Genomic DNA, 22,500 nt, shown 5'->3' with positions numbered 1-22,500 from the left:
CCGCGAAAGGCCTCCGGCCCGCTGCCGCGAAAGGCCTCCGGCCCGCTGCCGCGAAAGGCCTCCGGCCCGCTGCCGCGATCGGCGTTATTCTCATAACTGCGTTTTTAAAGGGCGTCGGCTACGGTCGGCGCTATCCTTCCCCGCCCTGAAGGACGGGGCTTGCCGCGCCTTTTGGTCAACCACTGATAGGCTACTTGCCTGAATAAAGCTGGGATCGGCAGCGCAGCCTCAATGCTAGCCTAGTAAGGCTGTGTTTTTGTGCGAAGCCATGCCTGTTCCTAAGAAGAAAACTTCTAAAGCCCGCAGTCGCAGGCGCTACGCCGTCTGGCTGGGCAAAGCTAAGCTCCAGGCCCAGCGAGCCATGACCATTGGGCGCGCCATTCTCAGCGGTCGCAACACCGGTTTCTACTATCCCAAAGCTAAGTCTGAAGAGGATGAGGAAGAATAGAGGCTTGCTGCAGGGATCCCGGTGTCTGCGCGAGTGATTACACTGGACTAGAGCTGTGCTCCCCTGAAAGCGGTTTTGCTGCCCCTGTAGTCTTGCTCCTCCATAGGTTGCATGCGCTCCTTGACTTCCCTCACCTACTACCAACGGCTGGGTCTGTCTCCAGGGGCATCTCCTGAGGCCATCCGGCGGGCCTACCGGCAATTGAGCAAGCGCTACCATCCCGATACTTCTCCCCTGGCTCCGGAAGTGGCCATTCGCTGCTTTCAAGAGTTGCAGGAGGCCTACCTTGTCCTCAGCAACCCGGCGAAACGGGCCATCTACGATGCCAGCTTACGGGCGGTGACCGCCAACACGGGATCTCTGGGCATGCCGGGATCCCTTGGTGCCGATTCTCTAGAGCTGCGTATGGAAACCCGCCCACTTTCGGCTGGCGAGCTGTGTGCCCTGCTGCTGATGGGATCCACCCTGGTTGTGTGTTTGGTGTTGGCAGGTGTCCTCGCTTGGCTGCGAGAGAGTGGGGCAAGCTGATTCTGCGAGCATTTCCTGCCCTCTTCGGTAGGACATTGGGATCGAGTTTTCGGATTCTGGATCAGGAGTGCTTGAATGAACATAGCCCGTTGACTCTAGGGTTTGATTGCTTTTCTTGAATCTCGCCATGCCTTTGCCTCCTGCAACCACGCCCCTGTACAATCACCCGCTCCACACCATCGAACGCTGGCTGGAGGATCAGGGCTGCACCCGCGATCCGCAGGATGTGGAGCAGTGGTTTTGCGAACGGCCTGGCTGGAAAGCCATTTTGCGCCTGGAAGAAACCAGCATTTGGGTGCGATACACCTACCCAGACGGCAACACGAAAACTTTATCTTTTCCCTATTCCCTCAGCCGGCAAGACGTAGAACAGGCCATTTTTGAGAGTTAGCCGAGCCATGCGCGTTCTCCAGTTGCCTGCCCTGCGCGATAACTACATCTACCTGCTCCACAATCCCGACACTGCAACAGCAGCCGTGGTGGATCCGGCAGTGGCTGAGCCCGTGTTGGAAAAGCTGGCCGAGCTGGGGGCGGAGCTGGTGGCCATTTTCAACACGCACCACCATCACGACCACGTGGGGGGCAACCGACAGCTTTTGGAGCGCTATCCCCGTGCCAGAGTCTATGGCAGCCAGGTGGATCGGGGGCGGATCCCTGGCCAGACGGTGGAGCTCAAGGCAGGGGAAACAGTGGAGTTTGCGGGTCGGCTAGCAAAGGTGCTGTTTGTGCCCGGCCATACCCGCGGCCATATTGCCTACTACTTTTCCGAGAGTGGGGATCTCTTCTGTGGCGATACCCTGTTTGCCGGGGGATGCGGGCGGCTGTTTGAAGGCACGCCGGAGCAGATGGTGGGATCCCTGGATCAACTGCGGCAGTTGCCGGAAGCCACACGGGTGTGGTGTGCCCACGAATACACCTTGAACAATCTCAGGTTTGCCCTGACAGTGGATGGAGACAACCCCGACCTGCAGGCGCGTTATCAGCAGGTGGCTGCCCTGCGCCAGACGGGATCCCCGACTGTCCCCAGCACCATTGGCGAGGAACGCCGCACCAATCCCTTCTTGCGTTGGGATCAGCCGGCTTTGCAGGCAGCCACCGGAGCTCAGGATCCGGTGCGGGTTTTTGCCCGGCTGCGAGGTATGAAGGATCAGTTCTAGCGCTGTTTGTAAAGTTTGCTTTCTCCTGGGAGAGCGAGGGCATACTGTCGGTGGGACTGCCTAGCTATTCCCCAAAATCCTATGTCTTGTCCTGAGTGTCCGGCTCTGCCTACCTTTTGGCAGGAGGCAGGGCGTCTGTTTCTCTGGCTGCCCACCCCTCACACCCAGCGCAAGGTGGTGCGGCTTCTGGAGGCTAAGGAGGGGATCCCAGCCCCCCTTTCGGTTCAACTTTTGGAAAACCTTGGCCTGGCGGTTTCCATTGCCCAGGGGGCCCTCAAGAAAACCCTAGAAGGAATGGCCGAGGTTCTTTCGCAGCAGGAGATGCGGGCCAGCCGCGCTCTGTTTTTGGCCGGAGATAGGGATCCCTGTTGGCAGGATTGCGCCCGGGTGGAGTTGTTGCAGGAGTTGTTCCACCGCACTCAGGCCGAGCTGTTGCTGGAAGTGTTGGCAGAAAGCCGGCTCACCACCTACTTTCAGCCCATTGTCCAGGCGCGGGATCCCGCTTTTGTGGTGGGCCATGAGGCGCTGGTGCGAGGACTGGACAAGGAAGGGCGGTTGATCAACGCGGGTTTGCTCTTTGCTATGGCTCGGGAAGCCCATTTGCTCTACCAGCTGGACTTGGCCGCCCGCCGCACGGCCATTGCCGCGGCCATGCAGCACCACTTGCAGGGGGATCTCTTTATCAACTTCAGCCCCACTGCCATCTACGACCCGGCTTTTTGCCTGCGCCATACTGTCTGGGCTATTAGCCGCGCCGGGATCCCGCCCCAGCGGGTGGTGTTTGAGGTCAATGAGTCTGACCGCAGCCCCGATTTGAACCATTTGCAGCGGATTTTGCACTTCTATCAGCAGGCAGGCTTTCGGGTGGCTTTGGATGATTTGGGGGCTGGCTATGGATCCCTGAACCTGCTGCACCAGCTGCGGCCAGACATGATCAAGTTGGATGGAGAGCTCATTCGCGGGGTGGACCGGGATCCCTACAAGGCGGTGATTGCCCAAAAGCTGCTGGAGCTGGCCCAAGACCTGGGGATCACCACGCTAGCGGAAGGGATCGAGACTGCGGGGGAGCTACAGTGGGTTTGCGAACACGGCGTGGATCTGGTGCAGGGCTTTTTCATTGCCCAGCCCCAGCCTGTCCCGCTACAGCCAGCAGGATAGCCGCTCCCACAGCTTGAGCAGCCACTGAGAAGGCTACCAGACCTGGAAGGGAGAAATCATAAAGCACCCCCATCAGGGCGCTGCCCAAAAACCAGGCCAGGCCGTAGACGCTGGTAAACAGGCCGAAGGCAAAGCCCCTCGTCTGGGGGGTCACCATGCTGGCTACTGCCGCCTTCATGACCGATTCCTGAGCGCCCAAGCCAATGCCCCAGAGCACCATGCCCAGCACCGTCAGAGCATAGGTGCCGGAAAAGGCTAGAGGCGCAAATCCAGCCGATACCGCCACCGCTCCCAGCAAGCTCCACAGCCCCACGCGGTCAAACAGCCAGCCACAGCCCAGGGCTGCTAGGGCATCCACCCCCATAGCCAGGGCATACAGCAAAGGGATCCCTGCCCCATCGCTCCCTGACTGTTGTTGCAGATGCAGGGCAATGAGGGGAAAATCCGCAAACCCCATAGCCACACAGGCTGCTGCCAAAAGATACAGCCAGAAAACTTTGGGCAAGCCTTTTGCTGGAGTCATCTCCGGCTCCGGCTCAAAGTCGCGCGGACTGGGATACAGCCATTGCGCTAGCCCCAAAGCCGCCAGCCCCACCGCTGCCGGGATCCCCAAGGCCAAAAACGCGCCCCGGAAGCCATATCCCGCTCCTAGCATGGCTGCCACCAGCAGCGGCCCTGCCACTGCCCCAATTTGATCTAGGGTCTCATGCAGGCCAAACCCCAAGCCCCGTCCCACCTGCAGGGCTGCATGAGAAAGCAACACGTCCCGCGGCGGGGTGCGGATCCCTTTGCCAGTTCGTTCCGTCAACAACAGCAAGGCCGCCAAAGGCCAACTGCCCACCCAAGCCAGAGCGGGGATCACCAGTGTATTGATGCCATAACCCAGGGTGGTGAGCTGCCAGTAGCGCCCAGTGCGATCGCTCAAAACCCCAATCCCCAGACGCAATCCATAGGCCAACAATTCACCCCCGCCCGCCACCAAGCCCACCACCGTGCCGCTGGCCCCCAGGGATCCCAAAAAAGCTCCAGAAATGCTGCGTGCCCCTTCGTAGGTGGCATCGGCGCAGAGGCTGACGATCCCCAGCAAAACAATAAAGCGCAGGGCAGAAGGGGAATCGGGCATAACCAGCTCCTTGGCAATGGGGAATCTATTTTCAGATCTGGACTATTGTTGTTGATGAGGAACATGATGGAATACTTGTACCCTATGGCAAGTAACTAGACCGTCATGCATCAGAGTTTTTACTTCCGGTAGAAAGGCTTTGATTTTTTCCGGCGTGTCGATGAAAGTTACCAAAATGGGCAGATCTGTGGAAAGCTCTAGAAGGTTACTGCTGCGAATATGACTGTTTCGACCAAAGCCAGCAATAGCTCGCACCACAGTACCACCAGCTAGCCCACGCTGACGACCTAGCTCCAGCAGAGCCAGGTAGAGAGGCTTCCCTTGCCAACGGTCTGACTCGCCGATGTAAATATCCAATTTATAAACTTCTGGTTCATCATCTAGCATACTTGTATCCCTTTTGTCTTTGGGCTGTTGCGATTGTCATGGTTACAGATTTTTCCGCTTCACATAAAGTCTACAGTGAAGTGGGATCCTTGTCAGGCAAGAGATTGGCTGGCATTGGCTGTAGTGAGTAACGCTGGAAAAACTGTATATTGCTTTGGTGAAGAGTGCTCCTTAAGATAAGAAACTCCAGGGGGTTGACTAGTGGGGATCCCGGTGCTTTTAAGAAAAAAGTTATTGCCCAAAATGACCAGTTGCTGCACCTGGCTTTTGGATGGATAGATTGCTGATTGATAGGGGTTACGTTAAACGTTATCGCCACAATCGTGCCAACAGGATCCCAATCTCCATAGCCAAGGCTCCAAATAGGCAAGAACCGAGCCAATAGACAAGCCCAGCAGCAAAGCGATGTTGCTGCCAGAGGCTAAAGGTATCCAGTTCATAGGTAGAAAAGGTGGTGTAGGAACCCAGGAATCCCACCCCGAACAGCAGGCGAATTTCCGGTGAGATCTCAGGGCGTTCCATAGCCACGGTCATGAACCAACCCATGACCACACAACCCGATAAGTTGATGATCAGGGTTCCGTAGGGAAAGCTAGGGCCAAATCGCTCCGCAAACCAGAGGGATAGATAGTAGCGACTCAGGGATCCGCCAATAGCCCCCAACGCAACCGCAAAGGGAACTCTCAAACTGGGAGAGACCAAGCCATGGTTTAGGTAAGCCCACACCGATTGCAAGCGCATCTATTCTCCTTGAACTGTGTTCCCAGAACTTCCTACGGAAAAGGTGGGATCCTTAGCTTTTTCTGCCCTCAGAGATAGGGATCCTGCTTCTCTTGAAGTCCTCTTCCTCTACCAAAATTACCGGAATCGGGCTGGTTTCCAACACCGCTTGGGAAGTGGATCCCACCAAAACCTGCTCCCAGCCGCGGTGGCCCCGCTTGCCCATGACGATGTCGGTAACCTGCCGCTCCTGAGCTAGGGTTACGATGGTCTCTGCCAAGGGCCCCGAGGCCAAGCAAAACTGGTGGCGAATGTCCGCCAAAAGACGCTGGGTGAGTTGCCGCAACAGTTCTACCCCTTTCCCCTGCGGCTCATCGGTAACATGCAACACAATCACTTCCCCATCCACCCGCCGCGCCAAATCGGCCACCTTGCGCAGCACGGCTTCGGCCAAAGGGGAGGTGTCCACCGCTGCCAAAAAGCTCACCTTGCCCTGGCTGCCTACCTTGGTGGGATCCACCTCTCCTTTTTCCAAAAGCCGGGGAGCACACACCTGGGTCAGCCAAGCACCCAGGGGGGCCGTGACCAAAATCGACAGAGCCGCCAAAGCCAAAATGATCTCCCCACCGGGGATCCCTTGGGCCAAAGGGATCCCACCAATAGCCGCCTGCACCGTCGCCTTGGCCATGTTGCCCGGTAGCAAAAACAGCCGCTCCCGCCCGTTCCAATTGCTTCCCAGAGTGGAAAGCCACCAACCCAGGCCCCGCCCCAGCAGCAGACTCAAGGTCAAGAGCAGCAAGCCCGGCCAAAACACGGATCCCAGCACCCCCAGATCCAGCGACGCTCCCAGTAGCACAAACAACACGATCTCCGCCACCGTCCAGAGGGCATCGAACCCACCCCGCAGCCGCCGCGCCAAAGGGGCATCCAGCTCAATCAGAAAAAACCCCATGGCCATCACCGCCAGATAGCCGGAAAAATAGGGCCACACCTGCGGCGCCAGCACCAAGCCCAAGGCCATGCAGGCAGCCAGCAGCACTTCCTGCACGCTGTTGCGAGTCCAGTTTTGTTGGGTTAGCAGCGACACCAGAACCCGCGCCCCCAGGTAGCCTATGGCTATGCCCAGCAGGATCTCCATCCCCACTTGGAACGGCAGCCACTGCAGCGGCGATAGCTCCAGCCCCAGCAGGCGAACGCTCTCTGCAGAGCCCTGGCCCAAAAAGCTGAGCAACAGGCTAAACCCTAAGAGCAGCAGCACATCGGAAAGGGCGCTGCCGGTCAAGATAGCATCCGGGATCCCTTTGGTTACTCCCCAGCCCAAACTCTTGAGGCGCAACATCCCCGGCACGATCACGGCTGGCGACTCCGCCCCAATCACGCAGCCCAACAGCAAACCGGTAGGCCAGTCCAACCCCAGGATCCAGGTGCTCAACAGGGCCACCGCCACCGCCTCGCAGGCTGCCGGCAAAAAACCCAGCCGCAACGCCACGGATCCCTGCTGGGCCAGCTTCTCCCGATCCAGCCCCAGGCCCGCCTTCATCAAAATGATCATCACCGCCACCACCCGCAGATCCCCCACCGCTGCCAGCACCTCCGGGGATAGGACATCTCCCAGCAAGATCCCCACGAGGATCATCCCCAGCAGGGGGGGCATCCCCAGCCGACCCACGATTTGGCCGACAAAAAAGCCCATCACCAAGATCCACAGCCAACTGCCCAGCATCACCAGATCCTCATCTCCTTGTCGTCAGGGTGTTGAAGGGCAGCCCAGGGAGAAAAAGCCATCCGCGTCAGGAGCGGGAGCACCATCGCGTCCGCAGGGTGGGGCCTCAAACAAAGCCAAAGACCCCTACCCCCTGGACTTGCCCAGAAGTGTAGGAGTCATCAGCCTCAGCTTTTGAGGTTAGAACCCTCTTCCTCTATAGAAAAATTCCAAGTGAGGCGGTTGCGGCGAACTCCATCGCCGGTTGCCGGAGCACTACTCGAAAGCTGACCGGCAACTTACTTGGCGCCTAAGATATCACGCTTTGTCTTCCACTGCAATTAAGCGATAGGGGTGATCGGGACACCCAATAGAGCGATAGAAATCGCTGCACACATTGTGGGTGAGGCGGTCACTCATACCCCGGGTTACCTGCTGCACCACTTGATGGGCCACCCGATAAACCAACTTGCGGGGCAGAACCTGCAAAAACCTGGGCAAAGCCAGCCCAATCTCCAGATGAAGAGACCAGTGAACACGAGTTGTGGGCAGGTCTTTCAGGGATCCCTGTAGCTCCTCCAGCCGGAAATCGGCTTGGCAGCTGACCCGGTAAGGCATTCCCTCATCGCCGGGCAACTCAATCGAGGTCAGGCGAAACCGGTAATCTTCATCCGGCCAGATCCTCACCCCAAAACTGGGCTCCAGCTCAAACCCAAGGCCGCCCATGCGAAAAAACTGCAGCCGGTAGGTCTCGGCGGACAAAGCTTCCACCTGCAACGGCCTAAAGCACCGCTGGATCCACTGGGCGTGGCCTCTTAGGTAACGGGCCAAGGTCTCCCGATCCGTCTCCAGATCCACTTGTCCACACCGCGTGGCTCGCAAATCCAGGTGGGCTTTGTCCAGAGAGGGATCCAGAAGATCAGGGGCGCCGCCTTCGGAGGACACGGCCCTTTCACTTGGCGGAACGGCGGGCTTGGAGCTGGCGATAGACATCCTTAATATCCACCTGATAATGAGCAAGAGCCACGAGGCAGTGGTACCAGAGATCGGCCACCTCACGGGCCAAAGCCACGCGGTCTTGATCCTTAGCCGCCATCACCACCTCAGCCGTCTCCTCGCCAAGTTTCTTCAAAATGGCATTTTCCCCCTTGGCTAGCAAGCTGCTGGTGTAGGAATCGGGACGGGGATCCGCCTGGCGGGCCTTGACCACGGCAAACACCTGAGACAGAGTATCTGCTGCCGGGATGGGATCCCTTTGATCCCCTGGCAGTGGGCGGAAGAAGCAACTGCGCGCCCCCGTGTGGCAAGCTGCATCTCCCACCTGCTCCACCAAGATCACCAGCGCGTCGCCGTCGCAGTCGTAGCGGATTTGCTTGACCCACTGCACATGGCCAGAAGTTTCCCCCTTGGGCCACAACGCCTGCCGCGAGCGGCTCCAGAACCAGGTGCGGCCTGTTTCCAGGGTTTTTTGCAGCGATTCCCGGTTCATCCAGGCCATCATCAGCACTGTTCCGTCCAGGTAGTCCTGCACGATGGCCGGGATCAGGCCCTGCTCATTGTAGGTGAGGCTGCCTAACCAAGCCATCTCCTCCGGTGAAAGGGCTCTGGGGGACTGCCAAGAGAGGCCCGAGATCACAGCAGCAGCCATAAGGGTTTGGCAGAAAATCAATCGAGATTATTAGCAGGATAGCAGAGCAAGCTCTCCCAGGGGTACCTCCAAGAGCGCCCTCCAGGCCAAAGCCAGTTTCGAGAAGCCATTGAGAAGTCCTGCTGCCCAGGCCAGCAAAGCTTAACTTGGTTTTAACCTCAGTATCAGGCCAATCTGCTAAGTTTGTTACCGGTTTTCCCGCCGTGAGGTAGCTTATGCGCATCCAAGTCGAGAACCTTTGGGTTGCCTTCAAAAACAAGGTTGCCCTAAGGGAGGTTTACCTTGACCTATTTGGCGATGGAGCGCAGGTTGTGGCCTTGATCGGACCTTCGGGAGCAGGAAAGTCGACCTTTCTTAGGCTTTTGAAAGGGATGGTCAAGCTCAGCGGCGGAAAAGTTTGGGTTGATTCTCTTCCTCTCCATGAAGGCCAAAGGGATGCCCTGCAACAGCTGCGCAGGCGCACGGCCATGGTCTACCAGACCTTTCAACTCATCGGGCGCCTGACGGTTCTGGAAAACGTTCTTGTTGGGCGTCTGCCTCACATGAGTCCCATTCGGGGTCTTTTCAAGCACTTTTCTGTTCAGGATTTGGCCAAGGCGGAAAAGCTGCTGGAAGAGGTAGGGTTGCTAGAGCATGCCTGGCAAAGGGCCGACGCTCTCTCAGGGGGGCAGCAGCAGCGAGTGGGTATTGCTCGCGCCTTGATCCAGGAGCCGGCCCTGATTCTGGCCGACGAGCCCATTTCGGCTTTGGATCCTAAAAATGCAAAGGTAATTATGGAGCTGCTGCTGGGAGCGGTGCGCCGCCAGGGGATTCCGTTGCTGGTTACCCTGCACCACCTAGAAATGGTGCGCCATTACGCCGATCGAGTCGTTGCTTTCAAGGAGGGCCAGGTTTTCTTCAATGGGCCGCTTTCCGATTTTACCTCTGAAAAGGAAAAGGAGCTCTACTTTGGGGAGAAGGAAACCCACGAGGCAAGCGAATGGTTTTCCTCAACCTTGATGGTCTAACAAGATCCACCTTCAACCGCAAGTTAACTGCAAAGGAGAAAACCTTATGCGGAGAAGAAAAATTCTGTTCCTTGCTGCCTTCCTCATGGGAATTTCCAGCTGGGTTCCAGGGCTGGCTCAGAAGCAAAACTGGCCCAAGGAGCTGGTGATTGCTGAAGTACCGGTGGAGAGTGCTGCCGATTACGAAGCTCGCTATGCTCCCTTTTTGGATTATCTCAAACAAAAACTGGGGATCCCCGTCCGCCTGTTTGTGGGCAGTGACTACACGGCGGTGATGGTCTCCCAGGCACAAGGCCAAACTCACGTAGCTTTCTACGGCCCTGGCTCCTACGTAGATGCCATTGAAAAGGCCAACGCTCCCATTGAAGCGTTCGTGAAAGAGGACTCGCTGCGCTCGGGTACCGTTTATCACTCCTTGATACTTTCCAAGAAAGGCAGTGGCATCAAAACTCTAGAAGACGCCAAGGGCAAAGATTTTGCTTTCGTCGACCCAGAGAGCACCTCTGGCTTCAAGGTGCCCATGGCCCACTTCTGTCTTGAGGCCAAAATCAAGCCCAAGGAGTATTTCAAGCGGGTGGTTTTTGCTGGCAACCACGAGTCGGTCATCTTGGGGATAGCTCAGGGAACCATTCCCGTTGGTGTAACCTGGGATACCGGGATCAGCCTTGCCACCAACAAGGGGCAGATCAAAGGCATAGAGGACTTTGAGGTCATCTGGAGATCGGATCCCATTCCTTCCTCTCCCTGGGCCTACCGTAAAGATCTGCCAGAGGATCTCAAGGAGGCCTTGCGCACGGTCTATCTGGAGTACGAAAACACGCCGGAGGGTCAGAAATGGCTGGAGGCTCGTGGGCTGAAGGGCTTTGAGCCGGCTAGCGACGCAGATTACGATCCCTTCCGCAAGGTCAACGATGCTCTTAAGAAACCTGAGTGCCAACTCTAGGAGACTTCCCCCCCTGCCAGCAGAGCTTAAGCGCAGGGAGCTGAGCACGGTTGTGCTGTATGGGGGGGTTTTTCTCGCTCTCTTGCTGACGGCGGAGCCTGCCGAGATCTCGCCAGGAAAGTTGTTAGCTGGCTTGGGGAGGAGTGCGGCCTTCTTGGCTCGCTTCTTTCCTCCCAGCTTTTACTTCTTGCCCAACTTCCTTTACTCCCTGTTGCAAACCCTGATGATGGCCCTCTGGGGCACCTTCCTGGCCACTTTTCTCACGGTTCCCTTGGCCTTCCTGGGATCCAGAAATGTCATGCGTTCCCCTGCGGTTTACCTGCTTGTGCGCGGGCTCATGGATGTCCTCAGGGGGCTCAATGAACTGGTCTTGGCATTGGTTTTTGTGGCCGCAATTGGCCTAGGACCCTTGCCAGGGATCCTAGCTTTGACCCTGCACACGGCGGGTGTGGCAGGCAAGCTCCTCTCAGAGGCCATCGAGACAGTAGATATGAAGCAGGTGGAGGCGGTAGAGGCTACAGGTTCCCACCCTTTCCTGGTTATTGCCTATGGCTTCTGGCCACAAGTGGCTCCTGCCTTTTACTCCAGCACTCTCTACCTTTTTGAGGTTAACGTGCGCTCGGCAACGGTCTTGGGCTTGGTGGGGGCAGGGGGCATTGGGTTTGATTTGATGCAGACCATACGAGCCTTTCGCTTTCAAGATGCGGCCACGGTTGTTCTCCTGATTCTGCTGGCTGTATTTACAATTGACAAAGTTTCGGCGCGGATCCGCCAGACCCTGATTTAGGAGGCTGGGATGCAGCCCCTAGAGATGCTAGAGCTGTTGCAGGAGGCCCCCGAGAAGGAGGTGCTGGCTTTGGCGCGGGAGGTCAGGCCTGCTCTGGGATCCAGCCAAAAGCTCAGGGAAGGGGCAGGGCTGCTGGCGCTCCCCTTTGAGGACTCCCGCACGGGGACGCCCTTCTACGTGGGAGAAGTGCTGGTCTACGAGGTCTGGCTGCGCTTTCCAAAAAAGGGAGTAGAAGGATACGGGATGGTGCTGGGGGAAAAGCCGCGTCTGGCGCGCGCCCTGGCCTACCTAGACGCCGCTCTGCAGGCGGGAATTGCTGTGGAGAAGATCCAGGCTTTGGCGCTAGCGGCCCAGAAGGATCTTCAAGAAGAAGACGAGCGCCTCTGGCGCAAGGTAGCTGCAACTCGCCTGGAGGTGGAGACTCTGTGAGCCTGGGGATGTCCAAAGCCTACGGCCCCACACCGGGACTGGCAGAAAAGCAAAGCCAGCAGGTCTTCCGGGCGTTGGTTAGGGCGTTGAGCTACCCTGGCCGTCTGGAGAGCTTTCCCGCTCGCTCCCTTCGCCAAGCCTTTCGCCTCATTGGGCTGACGCTGGTGGACGGCAATGTAGGGGTTTGGGCGCCAAGCTGGCTGCTGTTGGATTTGCGTGGGCAGGATCCCCAGCCCGTGGCTTTGGAGGCTGCTGACTTTGTCTTTGCCGAGCAGCTGGAGAGTTTGCCCGCTGGCCCAGACAGCCTTTTGGCTCTCAAAAGAGGCACCCACCTTGAGCCTGAAGCGGGAGCGACCCTTATCCTGGGGGCCCCCTTGGGCCGGGGATCCCCTGTGTTGCTCAGAGGGCCCGGCATAGCTGGGGAGATCCAGTTGGCTGTAGGCTTGCCCTCTCTGTTTTGGCAGCTGCGCTCCCAGATCCTGGCCTACCCGCTGGGAGTGGACATCCTGTTAACTGACGGCCCCCAAGTGGTAGGCTTACCCCGAAGCGTGGAGGTGGGTGGATGGGCTATGTCGTAGCGCGGGGCAGCCAAGAGGCCATTCTCAATGCCGAGGCCCTTTTTCGCGAGCTGTTGTCAGCGGCAGAAGCCAAAAGCAGGCGAGGCCGGACAAAGCAGCTGGCTGGGCTGCCCTATCTCCTGGATCATGTGATGGCAGAGGCGGGGCTGTGGGCTCCGGAGCTGGCGGCCACTGCCCTTGTGCAGACAGGGGGGGACCTCTACGAGGCCCTGCTGCTTCTGAGAGCACACCGGACTACTCTCCCTCGCCTAGGGAAAGCCCAGCTGCAGAAAAAGGAAGATCTCCTGCTGGTGCGTCGGCTTTCCTCGGCTTTCAAGAGCATTCCCGGCGGCCAGGTCTTGGGGCCCACCCTAGACTACAGCCTGCGTCTTTTGGGCTTTTCTGAAAGCCCCCCGCTAGAGCCGGCGGCCGTGGCTGCTGCCCAGCACTATCCTTCTGTGCGCAGCTGGCTGAGGGAGCAAGGTCTGCTGGAAGAAGATCCCACGGCAGAGCAGCAAGCCAGTAGCCCTGCTCCAGGGGAAGAGATTCCCGACTTGACGCGGCAGCCACTGCTGTTTCCAGCGCCGCGGGCCCACCGCCTGCAAGCTTTGGCCAGGGGAGATACGGGGGGACTTCTGGCTCTGGCCTACAGCGCCATGCGCGCCTACAACGTCCACACCCACCCAACGGTTGCCGAGTTGGGCGTGGGCTATCTCGAGGTACGCGCCTTTCATCCTGTGCGGGGGGGAAGCTTTCGCCTGGGGCGGATCCGCCTGGTCTTTACTGAGGTGGTGGGACACGGAGAAAAAGGATACCGCTTGGGCTTTGCCGCTAGCCTGGGTTGGAACGAGGGGCGGGCCATCGCTGGCGCCATGCTGGATTTGGAAATGGATCGCCCCAGCCATCCGGCTCGCAGCGAGGAGTTTGTCCTGGTGCATACGGATCCCGTGGAGGCCTCCGGCTTTGCCCTCCACTACAAGCTACCCCACTACGTAACCTTTCTCAGCAACTGGATGAGCCACTTCCAAAAGGAGGCCTCCCTTGAAACCCAAGCATAGCTATGCCTACCTGGATCCGGAGGCCAAGCGAGAAATTCGGCGCAAGGTTCTCAAGGCCCTGGCCATACCGGGCCATCAAGTTCCCTTTGCTAGCCGGGAAATGCCGCTGGCTCGCGGCTGGGGCACAGGGGGATTGCAGCTTACGCTCAGCCTGGTGGGGCCGCAGGACGTGGTGAAGGTCATTGACCAGGGGGCCGATGACTCTGTCAATGCCGCCAACTTGCGCCGCTTCATTGCCCAGGTCAGCGGCGCTCGAACAACCACCGACACGCTGGAGGCCACCCTCATCCAAAGCCGCCACCGCATCCCCGAGGAGCGGCTCCAAGAAGGTCAAATCCTAATCCTGCAAGTTCCCATCCCTGAGCCTCTGCGCTATGTGGAGCCCTCTGACGCCAGGGCGCGGGAGCTACATGCCCTGGGCGACTATAGCCTGCTGTGGGTGGATCTTTTTGAGGAGCACCTACGCCACGGCCGGAGCCGCAAGGGAGCGGCCTACCCAGTTCTGGTCCATGGGCGCTATGGGATGGATCCCAGCCCTCTGCCCCGCTGGGATCTGCCCAAGCTGCATCTGGCAGCCCATATCACCCTCTTTGGGGCCGGGCGGGAGAAGCGGCTCTATGCCGTCCCTCCCTACACCCGGGTGGAGCCCTTGGCCTTTGTGGATCGGCCCTTCCAGCCGGAGCCCATTTTGGGATCCTGCCGTCGCAGCGGTTGCCGCCACGTCTTCCTCAACGCCATTCCCCAAGAAGATGGCAGCTTGGCCTATGAAATCTCCGACCAGGGCTATATGGAAAAGCTGCTGGCCGGGAAAACGAGCGGTCCTCTATTTGTGGAGAAAGAGCATGGCTGAGGAGACCCCCCTTCTGGAGCTGGTCAAGGTTTGCAAAGCCTACGGGGATCGCTGGGCGCTTAAGAACGTCAGCCTCAAGCTCTATCCCCAAGAGGTGCTGGGGGTGGTGGGAGCTTCCGGCAGTGGCAAGACTACTCTTCTGAAGATCCTTTACCTTCAGGAGACAGCCCAGGGGGAGTATCGGCTAAACGTGCCGGGTTGGGAGGGACGTAACCTGCTGTTGCTCTCTCGCTACGAGCAGCCTGCGGCGCGGCACTACCTGGCCATGGTCTATCAGGATGCCGCCCAGGCCCTGCGCATGGGCTTTGCGGCCCTGACTAATGTTGCGGAGCCCCTTGTCCTTAGAGAAGAACGGCGGTTTGGAGTGCTGGAAGCGGAGGCGCAGGAGGCTTTGGAGCGAGCCGATTTTCCTTTAGAGCGAGCCGGGGATCCCCCAGCTTCTCTTTCGGGAGGAGAGCGCCAGCGGGTACAGATTGCCAAAGCTTTAGTCCAAAAGCCTCTGGCTGTTCTTTTGGACGAGCCCACCACCGGTTTGGATTTGCTGGTGCAGGCCACCTTTCTGGATACTCTGCGCCGCCTCAAGCGGCAGTTGGGGATGAGCCTCATCCTAGTAAGCCACGATCTCTCGGTCGTGAGGGCTGTGGCGGATCGAATTGTGGTGTTGTACCAGGGGGAGGTAGTGGAGGAGGGATTGGCCGACCAAGTGCTGGAGGATCCTCGCCACCCCTTTACCCAGGATCTGGTTGCCGCAAGACTTTAGGAAGGGCAAGGTGTTGCAGGTCGTTAACTTAGAAAAGCGGTTCTTTCTTCACCGACTGGGGCGAGAGGTTCTGGCCTTCCAGCAGGTGAGCTTTTCCCTGCAAGCCGGAGAGTTTTTGCTGCTGGAGGGCCCCAACGGCTCTGGCAAGTCTTCTCTACTGCGAACCCTCTACCGCAGCTATTGGCCTACGGCAGGACAAGCCCTCCTGCAGACCCCTCTGGGAACGGTGGATCTGGCCCGCTTAGGGGATCGCGAGGTGTTAGCAATCCGCCGCGAGCGCATCGGCTACGTCAGCCAGTTTCTGGATCCCAGGCCCCGCACCACGGCCTTGGAGCTGGTTGCGGAGCCCTTGCTGTGGCAGGGAGTAGCGGAAAACCAAGCGCGACATCGAGCAGCAGAGCTGCTCCTGGAGCTGGGTCTGAAGCCAGAGTTGCTGGAGACTTTTCCAACCAGCTTCTCGGGGGGCGAGAAACAGAAAGTCAACTTGGCTCGCTCTCTCATCCACCCCTATCCGCTGCTGCTTCTGGACGAGCCCACCGCCAGCTTGGATACTGCAGCCAAGTTGGCCTTGCGAGAACGCCTACGAGCCTTGAAGCAGCAGGGAACAGCTATCATTGGCGTTTTTCACTCCTTAGACGATGTGTCGGGTTTGGTTGACAAAACCTATTCCCTGGAGGTGAGGGCAAATGTGGCTAGCAGGGCCTAAGCTAGTTCTCCCCGATGGTGTCCTCCCGGTGGGATCCCTGCGGCTGGAGGGGGAGCGGATTGCCGAGATTCGGCAGGGGCAAGTGGGGGAAGGGATCCCTTTGCGAGGACTTACCCTGGTGCCCGGCGTAGTCGACCTCCATACCGATAGCCTGGAGCCCGAACTGGAGCCGCGCCCAGGGGTACAGCTGGCGGTGGACATGGCCTTGGGGATTTGGGAAAACCGAGCTTTGGCGGCGGGGATTACCACTGCCTTTGTAACTCTGTCCTTTTGGGAAGGCCTGCCTGGCTGGCGCAGCCCAGAAACGGCCTTGGCTATGGCAGAGCAGTTGGTGGCGCTGCGTTCCCAGCTGGCTCTGGACTTGAGGATCCACGCTCGCTATGAACTCTCGCGCCCCTTGGGAGCAGCAGCTGTTCGCCAAGCTCTCAGCCAAGGCTGGGTGGATCTCCTTTCCTTCATGGACCACACCCCCGGCCAAGGCCAATTCCGGACGCCGGAGGACTACATCCGCTACATGGCTCGCCAGCTGGCCCGGCCTTCCGAGGAGGTTGCCGCTAGTTTGGCGGCCAAGGCGGGGGAGGAGACCTTGCAGAGCTTTGCCCAATTGGCTCAGCAAGCGCAAGCTTTGGGGGTACCTTTGGCTTCCCACGACGACGACTGCCCCGCCAAGGTTCAGTTAATGGCCAAGATGGGCCTGAAAATTAGCGAGTTTCCGGTTACCCTAGCAGCAGCTTTGGAAGCGCGGAAACTGGGCCTGCTGGTGGTCATGGGGGCTCCCAATGCCCTGAGGGGATCCTCCCATGTCGGCAATCTCTCCGCTTCGGAGGCTCTACAAGTAGGAGCCCTAGGCGCCTTGGCCACTGACTACTCCCCCGCTTCAGCCTTGGGGGCTGCCTTTGCCTTGGCGGAGAAGCAGCTGCTGGATCTGCCCCAAGCCATAGCTTTGGTCACTCACAACCCTGCCCAGGCGGTTGGTCTGCAGGATCGGGGAGCCCTTCGCCCAGGCCTAAGAGCCGATCTAGTGGTGCTGCGGGAGAAACCCTTCCAGGTTATGGGTGTATTCGTTGCCGGCAGGCCCGTCTTTCTCAGAGATAGCCTCTGTTGGAGGGGGGTCTTCTAGGCTTCCCGCCAAGGCCTAGGTTGGAAGGCGAAGACAAGACTTAGTCCTGCCCGAAGGCAACCCTGGGCAGCAGTTTCCGGGTTGGCTTGCGCTCCAGGGACAGGGCAGGCCGTTCTAAGCGCGTATCCACCAGTACCGAGGGAGAGGCCAAGTTAACGCGCTCCAGCAGACGCCGCAGCAGTTGAGCATCGATGATGTCCACCCCTTGGCGGGCTGTCGCCGTTCCGGCCACCAGGGGGGTAGGGGTGGCTGGAAGGGGGGATCCCATCTCACTGCGCTCAGGTGCAGCCAGCACCAATTCCGCCATTGCCTGGGCCAGCTCTTGACCATACACCCCATCAGGGCCCGAAGGGAGTAGATCCAGCCGTCCCTGCTGAGTGGCCAGGTGGCTCAACCCCAGTTGCACCGCCACCACCGCCGCCCCCCGATCCCCCCGCCTCAAAGTGCGTTGGCTGGCCAAGACGCTCTCTAGCTGGGCTTTGGCCGCCTCTTGCTCGCTGCCGGGCAAAAGTTGCACCAGCCCCTCCAGCCGATCTCCCTCAGAGCCAGCCTTGGCCTCGGGATGGGGATCCTCCCGCCAAAGGCGAGTCAGGTCGTAGAGCAAGATGGCATGGGGCACAGGACGGCTGGGCTGGTTGGGACCGGCATGGCCGGTGGCGAGGATCTCCCCTTGGTAGACCAGGGAGGTGCTAAAGCCAGAGTCCAGCAGCACGGCTTCCCGGATCCCGGTTTTGGGCAGCAGACTGGCCAGGATGGCGGCGTTGACGTGGGTTTTGGTAACTCCGATCACCACCCGCTCCTGGTCATCTACCCCAAAGAAAGCTCTGGGGCGAAACTCAGCAGCGCTGGCAAGGCGGAACGAGTTGATCTCCGCCGGAGAGAGGGCATGGCCATCCTTAACCAGCCATAGACCGGCCACAAACAGATCCGTGACATCCGGCATCAACTGGCGGATGTTCTCCAAGTGGGTCATGGTGTCGGGATCAAAGGGCACAAAGCGGAGGCGATCCCTGCCCAGCAGCACCAGCGGCCGGCCGCGGATTGCCTGGTCATCTTCGGGACGACCGGGGATGAAGGTCTTGTGGTTGGCAGCCATCGCCGGCCCCACCATGACGTTGCTGGCGGAGTTGATCCAGGGGATGGAGAAGAAGCTGCCGTTAATGCCAGCATCGGCCTGGTAGCGCTGGACCAACGTCCTGACTTCGTAGCGCCGTTCTGCGTGCACTGTGGCTGCCCGTCCGCCGCGGATGGTGAGCACCCGCACCCCGTCAATGATCTCGTCGGTCAGAGCCAGAGGCTGCGTCACATCCAGCCAGTAGTCGAGGCTGCGGCTGAGGCTAAAGGTGCGGGCGCCAAGAATGGCCTCGGTGAGGCGAAACTGGTTAAAGCGCCGCACCTCCAGCAAGTTGGGCGATTGTCCTGTAAAACCGGGATCCATCGTAAAAGACATCCGGTAACCGGCATCGGCCAGGTATTGCTTCACCCGCTCGTCCCGGTTGCCTTCGGGATAGGCGAAGTAGTGGATGGGGTGGCCCAGCTCCTGCTCCAGCTTGGTCTTGCAGTCAAACACCTCTCGCCGTAGGCGGGCATCGTCTAGCACCCGCAGATCAGGAGGATGGTTGACGGTATGGGCGGCAAAGTCAATCAGCCCGCTGGCATCCATCTCCCGCATCTGATCCCAGGTGAAGTGATCCTTGCTGGTGGGCACGCCGACAAAGCCGGTTTGCACAAAGTAGGTGGCGGGGTAGTTGTACTCCTTCAAAAGGGGGTAGGCGTTCTCGTACAGGCCCAGGTAGGCGTCGTCAAAAGTGAGCAAAATGGCTTTTTCGGGCAAGGGATCCCCGTCCCGCAGGTGTTTGTACAGTTGGTCGATGTGGATGGGGGTCAACCCCGCCTGCTTAATGGCCTCAAAGTGTTGCCGCAGCTCCGCCGCCGTAGTGTCGAACCAGACCTGCTTGCGGCCAGCCACCACATCGTGATACATGATGGCGGGCACATAAGAAAGGCTGGCCAAGGGATCCAAAGCAAAGGGATCCCGCTCCAGTTGGGTCTCTAAGGAGATGGGCAAGCGCTGTTGAGCCGCTTTAGCGTGGGCGCGGGGGGCAGGGATCTCCGCTAGAGGTGGCGAGAGCCCCGGCAGGCGGCTGACCCAGTCGGGATGAGCAGTTGCCCAGGCCACCAGGGCCCCAGCCCCAAATCCCAGCAGGATCACCAGCAAGCTTAAGAAGGGGAGTAACCTCGGTCGAGACTTGACCAGCGGACGTCGAGAGGAAGAGGAAAAGCTCTGTCGTGGAGTGGGCGAGGGGTACGGCTGGGATCCCCTTGCTGACCCAAAGCCTGCATGGCCTTGGGGCATCGACCCTCCCAAGCGCGTCGGCTGTCGTCGAGATGTCATGGCCTCACTCCCCACTCCCAATTGCAAAAGCTCAGCCCTCGCCGGAACGCCTTTTCCTACCCAAAGCCCACCCCCAGGACAGCAGGAAAAGGCAGCCTTCCAGGCAACGGCAAAACCAACGCCAGCCTACCACCCCATCCTCAGGTTGGGGATAGGGGAGAAATCGCCGCATGCTTTCTACAGGGATCCCTCGTTGAAATTGTTTGAACCAGAACGGCCTGGACGGGTGGCCTGAAAGAACCCAGAACCTCCCAGGAAGCCGCCCGCTACTCAAGGGTGCTTAGCAGATTGGACTCGGCAATGCTGACGATCTTGCCTCCCATTTGGGTGATCCGTTTCACTTCTTGGGAAAGGCGGCTGAAGGGCACTTTGTACTCGACAACACTTCTGCGCACACCTCCTCCCACGAGGCCGGATACCTTGATGGCGAAGATTTTATCGCTATTGGGCAGCCCTCCTTCTGAGCTGCTGGCCTGAGCAACCTCTGGTTCTGGAGCCAATGCCACCTGAGGCGCCGTGGCGACGCTCTCCCGCTCCAGGAGTAGCCGCCAGCTGCGGGGATAGGCAGGCGCCAAACGATAGACCACCTTATAGGAGCCGGCTATGTGGTCATCCTCGGCCTCCACCTTCACCACAGTTCCCGCTGGAATGTCCAGCTTGGCCCCCTTAGACATGACTTTAATTCCCGGCCAATTGGTGGGCACATCCGTCAGCAGCTCGACCTCAAAGGCTTGATCCCCCAACAACAACTTGGCCATCTCAACAACTCCGTTTTGCTCAGCACTCAGTGGCGAGAGAGCCGCTCACAGCCACAGCTTTACCGTCAGACATTCTACCGCTGCCAGGTGCCCACCAGAAGCTTCCCGCTGGCATGGGTCAGCTGACGTCCTCCCTTCAACGAATTGAGGGAGATCACTGATGTCCTCCCATTCTAGAATTGGGGTGTTGTAGATTTGTTAAGCAGCTGTAGATTTATTGCGGAGGTAGAGGGAGCGCCATGAACCTGTTGAGCTTGGCCTTGCCGGATCTGTCGGCAGCTTCGGATGGGTTAGCCGCCACCTTGCAGCCCGTAGCCCAGTTTTTTGCCGGCCTTAACTTGCCCCAACCCATTGTGCAATGGGGTCACCCCTTGATGATGGGGATCGTGGTGGTGGTGATGGGCAGCTTTGTCGGCCTGACTGGGTGGCGAGGACGGGCCTTGCGTCTGGCAGCCGCCTCCACAGCGCCAGAGGGATCCCTGCCGGAAGCGGCCCAGAAGCCTCTGCTTGACCACCGCAAATTGGCCCCCTGGATGGCCACCTTCATTGCCTTGGGCTACACTGGCGGCCTTCTTTCTCTGGTGATGCAAGGGAAGCCCCTGTTGAGCAGCCCCCATTTTTGGACGGGATCCCTGGTGTTGCTGTTGTTGGCGGTGAATGGAGCTTTGTCCCTCAGCGGCTTTGGGGGCAACCGCGCTGCTTTGCGCACCACCCATGCCTATGTGGGCAGCCTCATTCTATGTGTACTGTTTGCCCATGCCCTGCTTGGGCTCAAGCTGGGTTTGTCGTTGTGAGTGGCAGTAGGCTTCCCTCTGCCTGGGCAGGAACTAGCGATAAGGCTGCAGGGATTGCAGCAGGTGGAGCACGGTGAAAGTGCCGATACCCAGCAGGACGACGGATCCCACCAGGTAGCTGCTGGCATTGGAGCGCTCCTGATACATTTACGCTGAACACTGCTGAACATCACTGTTCAACTATGCAGCGATAGCATTCTGTTTGTTTCCAACCAGAATGGCGGTATCCCGCAAAGCTTTGAGTAGAATACCCAAAGCGCAGTTTCCGTGTCGTCTTACTACCAATTTTCTGCTTTGCTTTGGCTACCATGTTGGCAGACTCGAAAGTAAACAGAAAGATCAACTGGTAGTAATCCGTACTGAACATATTATACATTAATTTTCAGTATAGTTGAGCTTATTATTGACTAGAGTCATGCTCTTCCAAGAGGGCTTCAGGGGATTTGGGGGCAATCATAAACCTTTCCCCAGAAAGGGGTTTTCGGATCACGGGATCCCCTGCCTCAAAACGCACCTGCCCCATGGTAAACGCCATCGCGTCCACCGGAATCACCCATTCCTTATAGATAAAAGCTCGGGTGGAGCGATTTTCTGTTCTCACTCCGGAAAGGTAGCGCTTGAGATTGAAGTTGAACCGGCTGGGCCCTTTTCCTGGAAAAATATGCTCATCCACAACCGACATAGCCTCTATCTCCGCACCTGTGGGATCCACCCTCACCCTTCCAGTTTCGTCTTCGATGAAAAAAGGGATCTGGCGAACCACCGAGTGAAGGGTTTCGTCTCTCGTTCTCGTCTCTCTTTCAAGGAGATATTCCCGACCTGTGCTCGGATCGTAATACACGTTGGCGTAGTGTTTTTGGGGAGAGCTTACTTCGGAAAACGGCGATTTTTGAGGATAGCCTGGAGAGCCAAGCTGCTGGGGGTAGTCGGGGTAACCAGGCTTTTTCTGGAAAGAACCGGAACCGGGGTAGCCAGGGTTGGGCTTTTGTGGAAAAGAATTAGAGTAGTCGGGATCAACCCTTTTCTGAAAAGAACCGGAGTCAGAGTAGCCCAAGCCGGGCTTTTTCCCGACCATCTCCCCCGGATAGGATTTTGCTCGGGATCCCAAGCGTAGAGCGTTCTGATATTCGCCTTCGCTGATCCGTTCGCTATACGCTACATCGCCTCGGCTATTCAAATACCTTCGATAGCATTCGATCTCGTCATACTCCCAAGAGATCTCAGACTTGTAGTAGACGCAAGGCTGTCGCGAAAGTTCCGATACCAAAGGCCGATCGCACACAACCCTGCCGTAAACTTGAGCCAAGTTTGCTCCTTTTGCCTGGGGGTTGGTCTGACCGAGATGGCGAAGCTCGGCTATCTTGAGCAACCGAGTTGCAGAGAGCTGTTGAACCAACCTTTGGGAGCGCAAATACTCAACAAACGAAAACAGAGAGGCAGGAAGACAAAGCAGACCAAGCAGCAT

General features: G+C 58.6%; 25 protein-coding genes, 1 pseudogene and 1 riboswitch. Of the genes and pseudogenes, 16 read left to right on the top strand and 10 right to left on the bottom strand.

What is annotated here, in order from left to right; genetic code table 11:
* The first annotated feature begins 268 nt into the window (after nt 1–268).
* From ACVWXE_RS08100 to ACVWXE_RS08080, 5 genes are all read left to right on the top strand, one after another.
* On the top strand, nt 269–448 hold the full coding sequence (locus ACVWXE_RS08100; RefSeq protein ID WP_011431820.1) for a 50S ribosomal protein L32: 180 nt from the start codon (nt 269–271) through the stop codon (nt 446–448).
* A gap of 111 nt (nt 449–559) precedes the next feature.
* Complete coding sequence (locus tag ACVWXE_RS08095) at nt 560–976, top strand: J domain-containing protein (RefSeq protein ID WP_414342162.1); 417 nt, start codon at nt 560–562, stop codon at nt 974–976.
* Between the two features lie 127 nt (nt 977–1,103).
* Nucleotides 1,104–1,367, top strand: coding sequence for a DUF3143 domain-containing protein (locus tag ACVWXE_RS08090; RefSeq protein WP_011431822.1), 264 nt, complete (start codon nt 1,104–1,106; stop codon nt 1,365–1,367).
* 7 nt (nt 1,368–1,374) lie between these two features.
* Entirely contained in the window at nt 1,375–2,133 is a 759-nt protein-coding gene (gene gloB / locus ACVWXE_RS08085) for a hydroxyacylglutathione hydrolase (protein ID WP_414351175.1), read from the top strand.
* A gap of 81 nt (nt 2,134–2,214) precedes the next feature.
* The gene (locus tag ACVWXE_RS08080) at nt 2,215–3,291 is read left to right on the top strand and encodes an EAL domain-containing protein (RefSeq protein ID WP_414398746.1); all 1,077 of its coding nucleotides are present in this window, start codon (nt 2,215–2,217) and stop codon (nt 3,289–3,291) included.
* Here ACVWXE_RS08080 and ACVWXE_RS08075 read toward each other — a convergent pair.
* The 6 genes from ACVWXE_RS08075 to hisIE all read right to left on the bottom strand — a co-directional run bounded on the left by ACVWXE_RS08075 (nt 3,248) and on the right by hisIE (nt 8,808).
* The gene (locus ACVWXE_RS08075) at nt 3,248–4,414 is read right to left on the bottom strand and encodes an MFS transporter (protein WP_457384682.1); all 1,167 of its coding nucleotides are present in this window, start codon (nt 4,412–4,414) and stop codon (nt 3,248–3,250) included. The two genes, ACVWXE_RS08080 and ACVWXE_RS08075, sit on opposite strands and share 44 nt — an antisense overlap.
* A 42-nt stretch (nt 4,415–4,456) precedes the next feature.
* Nucleotides 4,457–4,801, bottom strand: coding sequence for a DUF190 domain-containing protein (locus tag ACVWXE_RS08070; RefSeq protein WP_011431825.1), 345 nt, complete (start codon nt 4,799–4,801; stop codon nt 4,457–4,459).
* Nucleotides 4,802–5,110: 309 nt separating this feature from the next.
* Complete coding sequence (gene crcB, locus ACVWXE_RS08065) at nt 5,111–5,542, bottom strand: fluoride efflux transporter CrcB (protein ID WP_457384683.1); 432 nt, start codon at nt 5,540–5,542, stop codon at nt 5,111–5,113.
* 52 nt (nt 5,543–5,594) lie between these two features.
* Entirely contained in the window at nt 5,595–7,244 is a 1,650-nt protein-coding gene (locus ACVWXE_RS08060) for a cation:proton antiporter domain-containing protein (RefSeq protein WP_457384684.1), read from the bottom strand.
* Between the two features lie 145 nt (nt 7,245–7,389).
* A riboswitch (Fluoride riboswitch) is annotated at nt 7,390–7,495 on the bottom strand.
* A 46-nt stretch (nt 7,496–7,541) separates the two neighbouring features.
* Nucleotides 7,542–8,216 carry a DUF1997 domain-containing protein gene (locus ACVWXE_RS08055; protein WP_457384685.1) on the bottom strand — a complete coding sequence of 225 codons (675 nt, stop codon included), beginning with the start codon at nt 8,214–8,216 and terminating at the stop codon, nt 7,542–7,544.
* Nucleotides 8,176–8,808: a bifunctional phosphoribosyl-AMP cyclohydrolase/phosphoribosyl-ATP diphosphatase HisIE gene (gene hisIE / locus ACVWXE_RS08050; protein WP_457384686.1), complete on the bottom strand. Its 633-nt coding sequence runs from the start codon at nt 8,806–8,808 to the stop codon at nt 8,176–8,178. The genes ACVWXE_RS08055 and hisIE overlap by 41 nt, the downstream gene beginning before the upstream one ends.
* Nucleotides 8,809–9,086: 278 nt before the next feature.
* Here hisIE and ACVWXE_RS08045 point away from each other — a divergent pair, with 278 nt between their 5' ends.
* From ACVWXE_RS08045 to ACVWXE_RS08000, 10 genes are read left to right on the top strand one after another with little or no spacing between them, the layout of a single operon-like run.
* Nucleotides 9,087–9,878, top strand: a complete 792-nt coding sequence (locus ACVWXE_RS08045; RefSeq protein WP_011431831.1) for a phosphonate ABC transporter ATP-binding protein — start codon at nt 9,087–9,089, stop codon at nt 9,876–9,878.
* Between the two features lie 46 nt (nt 9,879–9,924).
* On the top strand, nt 9,925–10,821 hold the full coding sequence (phnD, locus tag ACVWXE_RS08040; protein WP_457440721.1) for a phosphonate ABC transporter substrate-binding protein: 897 nt from the start codon (nt 9,925–9,927) through the stop codon (nt 10,819–10,821).
* Nucleotides 10,790–11,608: a phosphonate ABC transporter, permease protein PhnE gene (phnE, locus tag ACVWXE_RS08035; RefSeq protein WP_457490024.1), complete on the top strand. Its 819-nt coding sequence runs from the start codon at nt 10,790–10,792 to the stop codon at nt 11,606–11,608. Before phnD ends, phnE begins: the two co-directional genes overlap by 32 nt.
* A gap of 9 nt (nt 11,609–11,617) precedes the next feature.
* Nucleotides 11,618–12,037, top strand: a complete 420-nt coding sequence (phnG, locus tag ACVWXE_RS08030; protein ID WP_011431834.1) for a phosphonate C-P lyase system protein PhnG — start codon at nt 11,618–11,620, stop codon at nt 12,035–12,037.
* Between the two features lie 8 nt (nt 12,038–12,045).
* Complete coding sequence (gene phnH, locus ACVWXE_RS08025; protein ID WP_457490023.1) at nt 12,046–12,615, top strand: phosphonate C-P lyase system protein PhnH; 570 nt, start codon at nt 12,046–12,048, stop codon at nt 12,613–12,615.
* On the top strand, nt 12,600–13,652 hold the full coding sequence (locus tag ACVWXE_RS08020; protein WP_011431836.1) for a carbon-phosphorus lyase complex subunit PhnI: 1,053 nt from the start codon (nt 12,600–12,602) through the stop codon (nt 13,650–13,652). Before phnH ends, ACVWXE_RS08020 begins: the two co-directional genes overlap by 16 nt.
* On the top strand, nt 13,636–14,502 hold the full coding sequence (locus tag ACVWXE_RS08015; RefSeq protein ID WP_457490022.1) for an alpha-D-ribose 1-methylphosphonate 5-phosphate C-P-lyase PhnJ: 867 nt from the start codon (nt 13,636–13,638) through the stop codon (nt 14,500–14,502). The genes ACVWXE_RS08020 and ACVWXE_RS08015 overlap by 17 nt, the downstream gene beginning before the upstream one ends.
* Complete coding sequence (locus tag ACVWXE_RS08010; RefSeq protein WP_414342141.1) at nt 14,495–15,262, top strand: ATP-binding cassette domain-containing protein; 768 nt, start codon at nt 14,495–14,497, stop codon at nt 15,260–15,262. The genes ACVWXE_RS08015 and ACVWXE_RS08010 overlap by 8 nt, the downstream gene beginning before the upstream one ends.
* Nucleotides 15,263–15,272: 10 nt before the next feature.
* Nucleotides 15,273–15,968: an ATP-binding cassette domain-containing protein gene (locus ACVWXE_RS08005; protein ID WP_011431839.1), complete on the top strand. Its 696-nt coding sequence runs from the start codon at nt 15,273–15,275 to the stop codon at nt 15,966–15,968.
* Nucleotides 15,949–17,088, top strand: a complete 1,140-nt coding sequence (locus ACVWXE_RS08000; protein ID WP_457490021.1) for an alpha-D-ribose 1-methylphosphonate 5-triphosphate diphosphatase — start codon at nt 15,949–15,951, stop codon at nt 17,086–17,088. The genes ACVWXE_RS08005 and ACVWXE_RS08000 overlap by 20 nt, the downstream gene beginning before the upstream one ends.
* A gap of 40 nt (nt 17,089–17,128) precedes the next feature.
* Here the strand turns inward: ACVWXE_RS08000 and ACVWXE_RS07995 are convergent, their stop codons facing one another.
* Nucleotides 17,129–19,483: a polysaccharide deacetylase family protein gene (locus ACVWXE_RS07995; RefSeq protein WP_457490020.1), complete on the bottom strand. Its 2,355-nt coding sequence runs from the start codon at nt 19,481–19,483 to the stop codon at nt 17,129–17,131.
* Nucleotides 19,484–19,749: 266 nt separating this feature from the next.
* The gene (locus ACVWXE_RS07990; protein WP_457490019.1) at nt 19,750–20,241 is read right to left on the bottom strand and encodes a phycobilisome linker polypeptide; all 492 of its coding nucleotides are present in this window, start codon (nt 20,239–20,241) and stop codon (nt 19,750–19,752) included.
* Between the two features lie 239 nt (nt 20,242–20,480).
* Here ACVWXE_RS07990 and ACVWXE_RS07985 point away from each other — a divergent pair, with 239 nt between their 5' ends.
* Nucleotides 20,481–21,035, top strand: coding sequence for a DUF4079 domain-containing protein (locus tag ACVWXE_RS07985; RefSeq protein WP_011431843.1), 555 nt, complete (start codon nt 20,481–20,483; stop codon nt 21,033–21,035).
* Between the two features lie 180 nt (nt 21,036–21,215).
* Here the strand turns inward: ACVWXE_RS07985 and ACVWXE_RS07980 are convergent.
* Together ACVWXE_RS07980 and ACVWXE_RS07975 are read right to left on the bottom strand one after the other, a co-directional pair.
* A pseudogene (locus ACVWXE_RS07980) lies at nt 21,216–21,399 on the bottom strand (hypothetical protein); the annotation flags it as partial.
* A 36-nt stretch (nt 21,400–21,435) separates the two neighbouring features.
* Nucleotides 21,436–22,341, bottom strand: a complete 906-nt coding sequence (locus tag ACVWXE_RS07975; protein ID WP_457490018.1) for an E3 ubiquitin ligase family protein — start codon at nt 22,339–22,341, stop codon at nt 21,436–21,438.
* Between the last annotated feature and the right edge of the window lie 159 nt (nt 22,342–22,500).

The organism is Thermostichus sp. MS-CIW-41, from assembly GCF_054058915.1.
This window is presented reverse-complemented; position numbering and strand designations above follow the sequence as displayed.